This is a genomic window from Streptomyces sp. SID5910 (genome assembly GCF_009862125.1).
GTDB lineage: Bacteria > Actinomycetota > Actinomycetes > Streptomycetales > Streptomycetaceae > Streptomyces.
Genome location: NZ_WWHX01000124.1, coordinates 1 through 12,009, shown reverse-complemented (window position 1 = coordinate 12,009; position 12,009 = coordinate 1). Strand labels below are relative to the sequence as shown.

Sequence of the window (12,009 nt, the reverse complement as noted above, 5' to 3'; positions counted from 1 at the left end):
CTTTCCCGCGATGGGGGACGTGGTGGGTGCAAGTGCAGTACACGCACGGGCGCGCCGCGTCCGGCTCGGGCCGGGTTCAGGCCGGGTTCAGGCCCGGCGCGCCGGCCTCGGTGACGAAGGACGCGGCCGTGGTGACGGCCGCGCCGGGCGTGCTGATGGCGGGGACGGTCCTGAAGTCCAGGTGGGCGGCCTGGCGGCCCAGTTCGGCCCGGACGTAGCCGCGCTTGCCGTTGTAGAACTTCATGTGCGGGTTGGCCCGCATGTACGTGTCCCAGTTGGCGGGCTGCTCGACGCCGTCCCGGCCGCTGGCGACGGAGGTGCAGGCGACCTCCGTGCCCAGGGTCGTGGACGCGGGGTCGTCGAAGTTCTCCTTGACGTCGAAGGCGTAGGACACGTGCACGTCGCCGGTGAGGATCAGCCAGTTGTCGACCCCGGCGGACTTCGCGCCGGCGACGATCCGGTTCCGCGACGCCCGGTAGCCGTCCCAGGCGTCCATGGAGAGCGCGGCGTCGGCCGTCACGTCGAACTTGCGCTGCGAGAAGCAGACCTGCTGCGGCATCACGTTCCACAGCGCCGTCGAGCCCCGCCAGCCGTCGATCAGCCACTTCTCCTGCGCGGCGCCGGTCATGGTGCGCGCCGGGTCGTCGGACTCGGCGCCGGGCGCGTGCGGGCGGTCGTCGTAGGCCTGGTCGGAGCGGTACTGGCGGGTGTCCAGGATGTCGAACTGGGCGAGCGTGCCCCAGTGCAGCCGGCGGTACAGCTGCGCGTCGGGGCCCTGCGGCAGCTGGGCGGCGCGCAGCGGCTGGTTCTCCCAGTAGGCGCGGTAGGCGGCGGCCCGGCGCAGCAGGAACTCGGCCGGGGGCACGGCGTTCTCGGGGATGCTGCCGGCGTAGTTGTTCTCCGTCTCGTGGTCGTCCCAGGAGACGACGAAGGGGTGCGCGTGGTGCGCGGCCTGGAGGTCCTGGTCGGTCTTGTAGAGCGAGTAGCGCAGCCGGTAGTCGGCGAGGGTCATGGTCTCGCGGTTGAACACGTCGGGCAGGGTGATGTCCGTGTAGCGGCGCTCGCCGCCCGCCGAGTTCACGGCGTACTCGTAGAGGTAGTCGCCGAGGTGGAAGACCATGTCGACGTCGTCCTCGGCGACGTGCCGCAGCACGGTGTAGTAGCCGTCCTGGTAGGCCTGGCAGGCGACGGCGGCCAGCTTCAGGGAGCCCGGGTCGCTGCCCGGCGCGGGCGCGGTGCGGGTGCGGCCCGTCGGGCTGATCCAGGACCCGGTCCGGAAGCGGTAGTAGTACTCGGTGCCCGGTGTCAGGCCCGTGACGTCGACGTGCACGCTGTGGGCGTACTCGGCGTGGGCGTCGGCGGTGCCCCGGAACAGGACGCCCGCGAAGTAGTCGTCGAGGGCGATCTCCCACTCGACCGCGACCCGCTCCGTGCCCATCCCGCCGTCCTCCAGGAACGGCTCGGGCGCCAGCCGCGTCCACAGCAGCACGGAGTCCGGCAGCGGGTCGCCGGAGGCGACGCCGAGGGTGAAGGGGTCCTTGGTGATGCGGGCGGTCCGCTCGCGGGCGGCGACCGCGCCCCGGGCCGGCAGGTTGGTGGAGAAGGCCAGCGCGGCGGCGGCCGCGGTGACGGTGAGGAAGCGCCGGCGGCCGAGGTGGCGGGCGGCGGCGCCCAGCACGGCGTCGTGCGGGGAGAAGGCGTGCTCGGCCAGTGCGCTGTGACGGCCCGTGGGCGCCATCTGGTGTCCTCTCGTACGGGACCTCGCGTCGGGAAGAGCCGCGATGCGCGGACGCCGCATGCTATGCAGACAAAATGACCGAAACGGGCAGGACGTGCGGAGTGATCACACAGGAGGCGGTACGCGTGTGTGGCCGGCTCGGGCCCGGGGCACCCGGCGCGGGCGGGAGTGCGGGTACGCGGCGGAGGAGAGGCGGCGGGCCGGGGCGATGGCCAGGACACGGCGCTACGAGGTGGCGGCCTCCGGCCGCTGGTGGGACGCGGAGGACAACCGCTGGCTGCCGGCCGGCGAGGTGCACGCGTGGGAGCAGGGCATGAACCAGACCGTGTGCGGGCTGTCCCTGCACCGGTCGCAGCTGTCGCGTTTCCCGTCGGTCGGCTGGGCCGACGTGCTGCCCGAGTCGGGTGGCGCGGCCGACGAGGTGCGCCGGGTCTGTCCCCGCTGCGCCGCCGCGGCCGGGCGTCGCGGGGCGGACGCCCGGCCCGGGTGGCGGCGCACCAATCCGCGGCCGTAGCACCGGACGGATCGTCCGGCACCGGGGCCGCGGGTCCGGACGCCCGTTCTAGCGGCTGACGCGGATCTTCGACTGGCCGTGCGGCCGCTTCTCCCAGTCCTCCATGAACCGCGCCTGGAGGCCGTGCCGGCGGGCCAGGCTGAGCAGGGTCTCGGTGCGGTAGTAGAAGTCCTCGCGCAGCACCTGGTGTTCGGTGCCCTCCGTGCGGTCGAAGGTGAAGTCGAAGAACCCGGTGTCCGTCAGGATGCGGCCGACGTGCACGAGGCACTCGTCGATGACGCTGAGCGGCGAGTGGGAGAAGACGCTGTGCGCGTGGACGACGTCGAAGTGGTCGTCGGGCAGGAAGTCCAGCGTGAGGTCGCCGGTGATGGTCAGGTGGGGCAGCTTCTCCTGGAGCCCGCGCTCGGTGAGCGTCCTCTTGGCGGCGATCAGTATGTCCGGCGAGATGTCGACGCCGTAGTAGTGGCCGCTGTCGAGGTGGTCGATGAAGCGCCAGCCGCCGCGCAGATTGCCGCAGCCGATGTCGAGCATGTGGTGCTCGGGGCGCAGTCCGTGCTCGACGAGGTAGTCGAACTGCATCTGTCCGAGCGCCAGCCAGCGGTCGTGGGTCCGGCTGCCGACGGCGGCCTCCGGGTCGCGGCGGGTGTCGGAGGCCATCACCGCCCGGTAGTAGCCGACGTGGTCGGGGTGCTTGAGCCGCAGCCACGCGTCGCGGCCGGCCCGGCGGACGTAGGGCGCGACGCGCTCGGGGTGGCGCAGCGCGTAGCCCACCTTGTGGGTGAGCGCGGCGCGGTTGCTGCGCAGTTTCTTCGGGGACTTGGCGTCCTTGGGCATGACGGACGAACCTCCGTACAAGAGGGGAAGGGCAGGGGGCGACGGGCCGGGGTCAGACCCGGCGGCGCAGCAGCAGGACCACGGCGACGGTGAGCGCGAGGGCGAGGCCGCCGAGCAGCGCCGTGTCGACCCACTGGAACGTCCAGTAGTCGCCGGCCGGGTTGGCCTCGTAGGAGCGGGCCACATAGCCGTGCTCGGTCATGCACCGGCGCAGTTCGCCGCCGGACGGGTAGGGGCAGGTCAGCACGGATTCGTGGCGGCCGGAGGCGGTGACGAGGCCGTAGCGCCCGGTGGACCACTTCTCACCCATGGGCGGCTTGGGCTGCCACCCGGAGCTGACGTACCGCTCGGGCGGCACCAGCAGCCGGGCCCGGTGCGTCCACTGCACCAGCACCGCCACCGCCGAGGTGACGAGCAGCGTCCACGCCATCGCGGACAGCACCCGGCGGGCGAGCAGCCCGGCCAGTGTGCCGGCGGCCAGGCCGAACAGCGCGGCGGCGACCGTGCTGGGGCCGGAGCCGGTGAGGGCGGTGGCCTCGTACCAGAAGACGCCGTAGCTGCGGTTGGCGGCCGGTTCCCACCACCACCGGAACAGCAGCGCCAGGCCGCCGGACAGGGCCACGGTGCACCCCACGGCCAGCGCGAACCGGGAGGCGAACCACTGGGTCCGGCTCACGCCCTGCGACAGGACCAGCCGGTGCGTGCCCAGCTCCCGGTCCCGCCCCAGCAGCGGCGCTCCCCAGAACATGCCGACCAGCACGGGCAGGGCGATGTTGAGCGCCCCGAGGAGCTTGAGCGGTTCGACGTCCAGGAAGCGGGGGAGCCCGGCGTCCGGTCCGGTGCAGTACAGCGGGCCGGGGTCGCAGTGGTCGAACACCCCGCTGCGCAGGTCGTCGAGCATGCCCGAGCGGAAGTACGCGGCGAGCGCCACGGCGGCCACCAGGACGGCGGCACCGCAGGCCACCAGTACCCGCTGCTGACGCCACGCCAGCCACAACGAGCCCTTCACGCCGCCTCCTTCGTGTCCTCGGCCGCGCTGTCCGCGCCGGACCGCAGGTGGCCGAGGAGGATCTCCTCCAGGCCGGGCCGCTCGACGCACCAGTCGCCGCCGAGCGGGCCCCGCCGCCGGACCAGTGCCGTGAGCTGCCGCCCGTGCGCCCGGCGGTGCACGACGGTGTGCCCGGCCAGCGCCGGCTCCTCGTCCACGTGCCCGGTGAGCAGGGCGTGGCCCTCACGGAGCACGTCGGCGTCCTCGCTCAGCGCGACCCGTCCGTCCCGCAGCAGCACCACCCAGTCGCAGGTCTGCTCCAGGTCGGGCAGGACGTGCGAGGACAGCACGATGCTCACCTCGCGCCCGGCCGCCTCGGCCATCAGCGTCGCCATGATCTCGCCGCGTACGACCGGGTCGAGGTCGGCGAGGGGCTCGTCGAGGAGCAGCAGTTCGGGCCGCTTGCCGAGGGCCAGGGCGAGCGCCACCCGGGTGCGCCGGCCCGGCGACAGCTCGCCCACCCGTGCCGTGAGGGCGATGCCGCCCTCACGGACGACCTGTTCGGCGACGGAGGCGTCCCACACGGAGTTGAGCCTGCCGCCCATGCGCAGCGTGTCGGCCACGGTGAAGCGGGGGTAGAGCGGCTTGTCCTGGGTGACCAGGGCGACCCGGGCGCGTGCCCCGGCCGTGTCCGGGGCGGTGCCCAGGGCCCGGATCCCGCCCCGGGTGGGGCGCAGCAGACCGCCGGCCAGGTGCAGCAGCGTGCTCTTGCCCGCGCCGTTGCGTCCGACCAGGGCGGTGATACGGCCGCGGGGCACCGTGAATCCACAGTCCCGCAGGGCCCAGCCGCCGCGCGCCCGGTAGCGGAACCCGAGGTCCGTGGCGCTCAGCGCGGCGGGCTCGTCAGGCCCGGTCATGCGTTCTCCTCATGTTCGTGCTCATGTTCGTGTTCCTGCTCGTGTTCATCGAGCGCCGCCGTGACCAGTGCCAGCACGTCGTCGCGCTCCAGCCCCGCCGACCGGGCCCGTGCGACCCAGGCGGTGAGCTCGGTGCGCAGCGGCGAGTCGTCCTCCGCGCCGGGCCGCGCCAGCGACCGCGTCACGAAGGTCCCGAGCCCGCGCCGCGACCTGACCAGGCCGGCCTGCTCCAGGTCCCGGTACGCCCGGAACACGGTGTTGGGGTTGATGGCGGTGGCGGCGACGACCTCCCTGGCCGTCGGGAGCTTGTCCCCGACCCGCAGCACACCCATCCGGAGTGCCTGTTCGGTCTGCCGCACGATCTGCACATAGGCCGGGACGCCGCTCTGTCGATCGATCCGGTACTCGACCACGTCACCTTCCATGCTTTCATTAATTCATTAGTAGAAGCATGATCAGATCACGGGTGGTTGTCAAACACGGGGGACGCTTTGGACTGACAGTCCAGGATTGGACGTGTAGTCTCAGAATTCTGGAAGACCGAGTGGGGAGGCCCTGGATGAGCGCACCGACTCCGGACGCCGAACGGGACGCCGTGCTGGCCGCGTTGCGCCCCGTCGTGGAGGGCCTCGCGGCGACGTTCGGCCCGGTCTGCGAGGTCGTGCTGCACGACTACCGGCAGCCCGAGCGGTCGGTCGTCGCCGTCGCCGGCTCGCTGACCGGGCGGACGGTGGGCGGGGCGATGAGCGAGATCGGCATGCGCGTGCGGGCCCGCGGCGACGCGGCGCGGGACGAGCTGAACTACGTCACGCGCACCGGCGACGGCACCCTGCTGAAGTCCTCCACGATGGTGCTCCGCGACTCCACCGGGGCCGTGTTCGGCGCCCTGTGCGTCAATCTGGACGTCACGGCCGTCGACCGGGCCCACGCCCTCCTCGGCGCCCTGGCCGGCACCGCCGGTCTCCCCGCCGAGCCGCCGGTGACCACCTTCGGCGACGACATCGACGCCGTGGTCGACGCCATCGTGGACGCCCACCCGCTGCGCCGGGACCGCAACTGGTCGGCGCTGGACCGCGCCCAGCGCCTCGAACTCTTCCGCGACCTCGACGGGCGCGGCGTGTTCGCCGTGCGCCGCTCGGTCGAGCAGGTCGCCGCCCGGCTCGGCATCTCCCGGGCCTCCGCCTACAACTACCTCTCCCAGGCCCGCGCCACGGCCGGCCCCGCCGCCGGCACCGACCCCGCTGGAGGACACGCGTGACGACCACGACCCCGCCGGTCACCCTCGACGACGTCCGCTCCGCCGCCGCCCGCCTGGACGGCGTCGCCCACCGCACCCCCGTACTGCGCTCGCGCACCCTGGACGCCCTCGTCGGCGCCGAGGTCTTCCTCAAGTGCGAGAACTTCCAGCGGGTGGGCGCCTTCAAGTTCCGCGGCGCCTACAACGCGGCCTCCCGCCTCACCGCGGAGGAGCGGGCCCGGGGCATCGCCGCCTACTCGTCCGGGAACCACGCCCAGGCCGTCGCCCTCGCCGCCCGCGAGCTCGGCACCACCGCCGTGATCGTCATGCCCGAGGACGCGCCGCCGTCCAAGCGGGCGGCGACGGAGGGCTACGGCGCCGAGATCGTCACCTACGACCGCTACACCGGCGACCGGGTCGCGATCGCCGAGGCCCTCGCCGCCGAACGCGGCCTCACCCTGATCCCGCCCTACGAGCACCCGCACGTCATCGCCGGACAGGGCACCGCCGCCCTCGAACTGGTCGAGGAGACGGGGGAACTGGACGCGCTGGTCGTCCCGGTCGGCGGCGGCGGACTGATCGCCGGCAGCGCCACCGCCGTCAAGGGCCCGGGCGCCGGCACCCGGGTCCTCGGTGTCGAACCGGAGGCCGGCGACGACACCAAACGCTCCCTGGAGGCGGGCCGCCGCGTCAGCGTCCCCGTGCCGCACACCATCGCCGACGGCCAGGCCCTGCACACCCCGGGCGAGCTGACGTTCTCCCTCAACCGGCGGCTGGTCGACGGGATCGTGCTGGTCTCCGACGACGAGATCCGGGACGCCATGCGGTTCGCGTTCGAGCGGCTGAAGATCGTCCTGGAGCCGAGCGGCGCCACCCCGCTGGCCGCCCTGCTCACCGGCCGCGCCGGACCCCTGCCCGGCCGGGTCGGCGCGATCCTCTCCGGGGGCAACGTGGACGCCGACCGCTTCGCCCGCCTGTGCGGCAGCGCCGGCTGAATCCCTCCGTCCCCCGGATGGCGCCCCCGACTTGACAGGCGGACGATGGAGTGCGGGGGCAGGGAAAGGAGGAGCGTCATGTTCGAGGCCAAGACGCTCGACAAGCCGGACGAGCGGCGCGATTTCCCCCGGGGGCACATCGAGGCCGTGCACATGGAAGGGCTCGACTTCGCCGTCGCCACCTTCGAGCCGGGCTGGCGCTGGTCGGAGTCCGTGGGACCCATCGCGGGCACCGACAGCTGCATGATCCACCACAACTGCTACGTGGTCCAGGGACGCATGTGCGTCCGCATGGACGACGACGGCACCGAGAGCGAGGTGGGTCCCGGCGACGTCTTCGTCTGCTCGCCCGGGCACGACGCCTGGGTCGTCGGCGACGAGCAGTGCGTGGTCTACGACTTCGCCGGGGCCATGGCGAAGGAGTACGCCAAGGCCGACTAGGTCACGGCCCGGGAGGCCACCCGGCGCGTCACACCGGCAGCAGCCGGGTCACCAGGGCGCCGAGCTGGCGGGCGTTGCGGCACTCGTGCATCTCGACCAGCTCGGCGTACTCAGGCGCCGCGGAGTCGCCGGTGCCCCAGCGGGAGCGCTGCTCGGGGTTGAGCCAGTACACCCGGCGGGCCCGCCCGGCGATCTCCCGTACGGCGGCGAGATTCGGGTCGCCCATGTTCGTCCGGGCGTCCCCCAGCACGAACACGGTGGTGCGCGGGCCCACCGCGTCGCCGTAGCGTTCCGCGAACTCGCCGAGGGCGATCCCGTAGTCGCTGCTGCCGTGCCAGGCGGTGAGCGTGGCGTGCTCCCCGATGCGGGCGCCGAGCCCCTCCGGGTCGGCGGCGCCGTGCACGAGCAGCCCGGTCACCTCGTCGACCCGGTTGACGAACGCGAAGACGCGCACCTTGCCGAACTGGTCGTGCAGCGCCTGTACCAGCAGCATCGTGAAGTCCGAGAACCCGGCCACCGACCCCGACACGTCGCACAGCAGCACCAGTTCGGGCCGCACCGGACGGCGCCTGCGCAGCACCGGCCGCATCGGCACCCCGCCCGTCGACAGCGAACCGCGCAGGGTGCGCCGCAGGTCGATGCTGCCCCGGGAGGCCCGCCGCCGACGGGCCGCGAGGCGGGTGGCCAGCTTGCGGGCGAGCGGCTGCACGGTGCGGCGCAGCTCGGCCAGCCGGTCCTTGCCGAGGAGCAGGAAGTCGACGCGGTCGGGGGTCGTGGCCACCGCCCGCCGGGCGATCTCGTCCCGGCCCCGCCGTTCGGCGACCCGCCGCCGCGCCTCCGACGCCACCATCCGCCGGAAGTCCTCGATCCGGCGCCGGATCTCGTCCTCCAGCAGCCGGTCGGTGAAGCCCGGGGCGCCGCCGCGCGCCCGCACGTCGTCGCGGACCCGGGCGAGCAGGGTCCCCGGGCGCAGCCGGTCGAGCGTCTGGTGCGACGACCAGCCGTCCGAACCGGAGGAGCCGGGGCCCCCGGAGGAGCCGGGAGCGCCGGCGGAGCCGTAGCCGCCGAACCCCTCGACCGCCTCCGCGGCCAGCCGCTCCAGCAGTGCCCGGTCGTCGGCCGCGAGCGCGTCGGCGATCCGGTCCCGCAGCTCGTCCCGCCCCGCCGGGCCGGACTCCGGACCACCGGCCCGGCGCGGGAAGTACAGGTCGAAGACCGGGTCGAACACCCGGCGCTGGCCGGGGGAGTGCAGCAGCGTCGCCGCCAGGCCCTCCCGCAGCAGCTCCCGGTCCGCCAGGCCCAGCGCCTCGACCGCCCGCGCCGCGTCCACGCTCTCACCCGTGCCGATCCGGATGCCGTGCGCGCGCAGCGCGGAGACCAGCGAGGTCAGCCGCTCGGTCACGCCCGCGCCGGTGGTCACAGCGCGTCCAGGTCGAGCTTCGCCGCCGCCTTCTGCACGTCGTCGTGATGCTTGAGGACGACGCCCAGGGTGTCCCGTACGACCTTCTCGTCGAGGGTGCCGGCGCCGAGCGCCAGCAGGGTGCGGGCCCAGTCGATCGTCTCCGCGACCGAGGGCAGCTTGCGCAGGTCCATGGCGCGCAGGGCGCCCACCACCCGCACCAGGGACGCGGCCAGCGCCTCGTCGAGCCCCGGCACCTTCAGCCGGACGATGCGCCGCTCCAGCTCCTCCTCGGGGAAACCGATGTGCAGGAACAGGCAGCGCCGGCGCAGTGCCTCGGAGAGTTCACGGCTCGCGTTGGAGGTGAGCACGACGAAGGGCCGGCGGGTCGCGGTGATGGTGCCCAGCTCCGGGACGGTGACCTGGAAGTCGCTGAGCACCTCCAGGAGCAGGCCCTCCACCTCGACGTCCGCCTTGTCGGTCTCGTCGATCAGCAGCACCTTGGGCTCGTCGCCGCGGATCGCGGTCAGCAGCGGCCGGGTGAGCAGGAACTCCTCGCTGAAGATGTCCGTCCGGGTCTCGTCCCAGCTCTCGTCGCGGCCGGCGCTGATGCGCAGCAGCTGCTTGGCGTGGTTCCACTCGTACAGCGCCCGGGACTCGTCCACGCCCTCGTAGCACTGGAGCCGCACCAGCCGGGCGTCCGCGACGGCGGCGACGGCCTTGGCCAGCTCGGTCTTGCCGACCCCGGCGGGGCCCTCCACCAGCAGCGGCTTGCCGAGGCGGTCGGCGAGGAACACGGTCGTGGCGACCGCGGGCGAGGCCAGATAGCCGGTCGCGGCGAGCCGGGCGGAGACGTCGTCGACGGAAGTGAACACCGGGGACCTCCAGCTCGGGACAGGGTCTACGGCCTCTATCTAAGCGCTTGTTCAGCGCCGGTGTCACGCGCTTCGGTGTCCCGCACGAGACGCTGCCGGGGACGCCCCGGTCCACGGGCGTCCCCGGCACACCGCCGAGTCTTCACGCGGCCAGCGTCACCGCCCCCACCGCCGGTGTCCGCAGCACCCGCCGTGCCGTCGCCAGACTCGTCCCCAGGGTCACCGCCGCCGAGACCGCCGTCATCGCGAGCCACACCCCGAGGAACTGGTCCGGCAGGACCGCGTCGGTGCGGACGACCGTGAAGGGGACCACCCCGGCCAGCGCGGCCACCGTCCCCAAGAACACGCCCGTGACGGTGATGATCACGCCCTCCGTGCCGACCGTGGCGAGCACCTGCCCGGGCGTCGCCCCCGCCAGCCGCTGCTGCCCGAACTCGCGGGAGCGGTAGGTCGTCGCCGCGTAAAGAGAGTTGACCAGCATCACGCAGACGAACACCGCGATGATGCCGACCACCGTGAGGTTGAGCGTCTCCAGGTTCTTGGCGTCGACCGACTTGACCAGCCCGGACGCCTTCACCGCGTCGCTCTCCACGGCCTGCATGGTGACCGTCGCCGTCGACACGGCCGTGAACATGATCAGCGAGACGAGGATGCCGGCGAGATGCGCGGCCCGCTCGCGCAGGTTGCGCACGGCCAGCCAGCCGCTCGCGCCGCTCAGCGGCAGCCGGTCGAGCACACCCTTCAGCAGCTTCGGCGACAGCAGCGCGAAGCCCACCGACAGCAGGATCGCCCCGTAGGCGGGCGCCGCCATCAGCGCCTCGTCCGTCGCCGAGAACAGGAAGGTCGAGCAGGCCCCGAGGGCGCCGGTGACCAGCGCGGCGCCGGCCAGGAACCGCTTCGCCCCGGCCCGCTCCCGGCCGCCCCGCGTCACCCGCCGCACCGCCAGGAACGCGGCGCCCGCCGAGGCGAGGAGGGTGATGTCCACGCCGCTCAGCAGCGCGACGGGACCGAAGGAGTAGTCGACCGACTCCGCCACCTGGCCGCTGTCCTGGAACATCGCCAGCAGCGCCCGCCCGCCCAGCATCGCCGGGCCGATCGCCAGCAGCGCGCCGACCAGCGCCACGGCCACCGCCTCACCGACGACCATCCGCTTGAGCTGAGCCGGGGTCGCCCCCGAGCAGCGCAGCAGCTCCAGTTCGGCGGTGCGCTGACGCACGTTGACCGTGAGTGTCGACGCCACCGCGAAGAACACCAGCAGCGTCCCGTAACCGCCGACGACGCCCGCGGCGGTGCCCAGCGTCTCCGAGCTGACGGAGTCGACGCCGGGCTGCCCGGCCGTGTCGTGCATCGAGTTGAACGTCATGATGATCGCCGCGCCCAGGAAGGCGGACAGCAGCGTCGCCAGGAACCGCCCGGGACGGCGCCGGATCGACCGCAGAGCCAGTGTGAACATCGCTCACACCCCCACCGGCATGTCGTCGCCCAGGTGCGCCAGCCGCTCCGCCACCGCGTCCGGCGTCGGCGCGTCCAGCCGGCCCGCGAGCCGGCCGTCGGCGAGGAAGACCACCGAGTCCGCGTACGACGCGGCGACCGGGTCGTGCGTCACCATCACCACGGTCCGCCCATGGACCCGCACCGCCTCCTGCAACAGCAGCAGCACCTGCCGCGCGCTGCGCGTGTCCAGCGCGCCCGTCGGCTCGTCCGCGAAGATCACCCGGGGCTCGGTGACCAGCGCCCGCGCGATCGCCACCCGCTGCCGCTGACCGCCCGAGAGCTGGTCGGGGCGGTGGCCGAGCCGGTCGCCGAGCCCGACCGCGGTCAGCACGTCCCGCGCCCGCTGCCGGTCGACGCGCCGCCCGGCGAGCTTCAGCGGCAGCACCGTGTTCTGCGCCACCGTCAGCGTGTCGAGGAGGTTGTACTGCTGGAACACGAACCCGACCCGGCCGCGCCGGAACTTCGTCAGCTCCGCCTCACCGCCGCCCGTCAGCTCCGTACCGTCCACGCACACGATGCCGCCGTCCGGCCGGTCCAGGCCCGCCGCGCACTGGAGCAGCGTCGACTTGCCCGAGCC

13 protein-coding genes are annotated in these 12,009 nt (G+C 73.5%); 4 read left to right on the top strand and 9 right to left on the bottom strand.

Features of this window, described 5'->3' with window-relative positions:
• Window positions 1-76 precede the first annotated feature (76 nt).
• Entirely contained in the window at window positions 77-1,738 is a 1,662-nt protein-coding gene (locus GTW67_RS04690) for an alkaline phosphatase D family protein (RefSeq protein WP_161163526.1), read from the bottom strand.
• 208 nt (window positions 1,739-1,946) lie between these two features.
• Here GTW67_RS04690 and GTW67_RS04685 point away from each other — a divergent pair, with 208 nt between their 5' ends.
• A complete protein-coding gene (locus tag GTW67_RS04685; RefSeq protein WP_161163525.1) occupies window positions 1,947-2,252 on the top strand; it encodes a hypothetical protein in 306 nt (101 codons plus the stop codon).
• Between the two features lie 48 nt (window positions 2,253-2,300).
• Here GTW67_RS04685 and GTW67_RS04680 read toward each other — a convergent pair whose 3' ends face one another.
• Genes GTW67_RS04680 through GTW67_RS04665 form a run of 4 tightly spaced genes read right to left on the bottom strand, consistent with a single transcriptional unit; the run spans window position 2,301 to window position 5,416 of the window.
• Complete coding sequence (locus tag GTW67_RS04680) at window positions 2,301-3,086, bottom strand: class I SAM-dependent methyltransferase (RefSeq protein ID WP_161163524.1); 786 nt, start codon at window positions 3,084-3,086, stop codon at window positions 2,301-2,303.
• A 52-nt stretch (window positions 3,087-3,138) separates the two neighbouring features.
• Window positions 3,139-4,095, bottom strand: coding sequence for an ABC-2 membrane transporter-related protein (locus GTW67_RS04675; RefSeq protein WP_161163523.1), 957 nt, complete (start codon window positions 4,093-4,095; stop codon window positions 3,139-3,141).
• Complete coding sequence (locus GTW67_RS04670; RefSeq protein ID WP_161163522.1) at window positions 4,092-4,991, bottom strand: ATP-binding cassette domain-containing protein; 900 nt, start codon at window positions 4,989-4,991, stop codon at window positions 4,092-4,094. Before GTW67_RS04670 ends, GTW67_RS04675 begins: the two co-directional genes overlap by 4 nt.
• Window positions 4,988-5,416 carry a GntR family transcriptional regulator gene (locus GTW67_RS04665; protein ID WP_161163521.1) on the bottom strand — a complete coding sequence of 143 codons (429 nt, stop codon included), beginning with the start codon at window positions 5,414-5,416 and terminating at the stop codon, window positions 4,988-4,990. Before GTW67_RS04665 ends, GTW67_RS04670 begins: the two co-directional genes overlap by 4 nt.
• A gap of 134 nt (window positions 5,417-5,550) precedes the next feature.
• Here GTW67_RS04665 and GTW67_RS04660 point away from each other — a divergent pair, with 134 nt between their 5' ends.
• The 3 genes from GTW67_RS04660 to GTW67_RS04650 all read left to right on the top strand — a co-directional run bounded on the left by GTW67_RS04660 (window position 5,551) and on the right by GTW67_RS04650 (window position 7,664).
• Window positions 5,551-6,249 carry a helix-turn-helix transcriptional regulator gene (locus tag GTW67_RS04660; RefSeq protein ID WP_161163520.1) on the top strand — a complete coding sequence of 233 codons (699 nt, stop codon included), beginning with the start codon at window positions 5,551-5,553 and terminating at the stop codon, window positions 6,247-6,249.
• A complete protein-coding gene (locus GTW67_RS04655; RefSeq protein ID WP_161163519.1) occupies window positions 6,246-7,223 on the top strand; it encodes a pyridoxal-phosphate dependent enzyme in 978 nt (325 codons plus the stop codon). The genes GTW67_RS04660 and GTW67_RS04655 overlap by 4 nt, the downstream gene beginning before the upstream one ends.
• A 78-nt stretch (window positions 7,224-7,301) precedes the next feature.
• Window positions 7,302-7,664 carry a cupin domain-containing protein gene (locus tag GTW67_RS04650; RefSeq protein WP_161163518.1) on the top strand — a complete coding sequence of 121 codons (363 nt, stop codon included), beginning with the start codon at window positions 7,302-7,304 and terminating at the stop codon, window positions 7,662-7,664.
• Between the two features lie 28 nt (window positions 7,665-7,692).
• Here the strand turns inward: GTW67_RS04650 and GTW67_RS04645 are convergent, their stop codons facing one another.
• From GTW67_RS04645 to GTW67_RS04630, 4 genes are all read right to left on the bottom strand, one after another.
• A complete protein-coding gene (locus tag GTW67_RS04645; protein ID WP_161163517.1) occupies window positions 7,693-9,084 on the bottom strand; it encodes a VWA domain-containing protein in 1,392 nt (463 codons plus the stop codon).
• On the bottom strand, window positions 9,081-9,938 hold the full coding sequence (locus tag GTW67_RS04640) for an AAA family ATPase (RefSeq protein ID WP_161163516.1): 858 nt from the start codon (window positions 9,936-9,938) through the stop codon (window positions 9,081-9,083). Before GTW67_RS04640 ends, GTW67_RS04645 begins: the two co-directional genes overlap by 4 nt.
• A 142-nt stretch (window positions 9,939-10,080) precedes the next feature.
• On the bottom strand, window positions 10,081-11,391 hold the full coding sequence (locus tag GTW67_RS04635) for an FtsX-like permease family protein (RefSeq protein WP_161163515.1): 1,311 nt from the start codon (window positions 11,389-11,391) through the stop codon (window positions 10,081-10,083).
• Between the two features lie 3 nt (window positions 11,392-11,394).
• The coding region (locus GTW67_RS04630) for an ABC transporter ATP-binding protein (protein WP_161163514.1) at window positions 11,395-12,009 on the bottom strand (615 nt) is incomplete at its 5' end.

Bases quoted from the DNA above. Each gene is read 5' to 3' on its own strand.
- GTW67_RS04690 (WP_161163526.1), bottom strand. From the start codon at position 1,738: ATGGCGCCCACGGGCCGTCACAGCGCACTGGCCGAGCACGCCTTCTCC.
- GTW67_RS04685 (WP_161163525.1), top strand. From the start codon at position 1,947: ATGGCCAGGACACGGCGCTACGAGGTGGCGGCCTCCGGCCGCTGGTGG.
- GTW67_RS04680 (WP_161163524.1), bottom strand. From the start codon at position 3,086: ATGCCCAAGGACGCCAAGTCCCCGAAGAAACTGCGCAGCAACCGCGCC.
- GTW67_RS04670 (WP_161163522.1), bottom strand. From the start codon at position 4,991: ATGACCGGGCCTGACGAGCCCGCCGCGCTGAGCGCCACGGACCTCGGG.
- GTW67_RS04665 (WP_161163521.1), bottom strand. From the start codon at position 5,416: ATGGAAGGTGACGTGGTCGAGTACCGGATCGATCGACAGAGCGGCGTC.
- GTW67_RS04660 (WP_161163520.1), top strand. From the start codon at position 5,551: ATGAGCGCACCGACTCCGGACGCCGAACGGGACGCCGTGCTGGCCGCG.
- GTW67_RS04650 (WP_161163518.1), top strand. From the start codon at position 7,302: ATGTTCGAGGCCAAGACGCTCGACAAGCCGGACGAGCGGCGCGATTTC.
- GTW67_RS04635 (WP_161163515.1), bottom strand. From the start codon at position 11,391: ATGTTCACACTGGCTCTGCGGTCGATCCGGCGCCGTCCCGGGCGGTTC.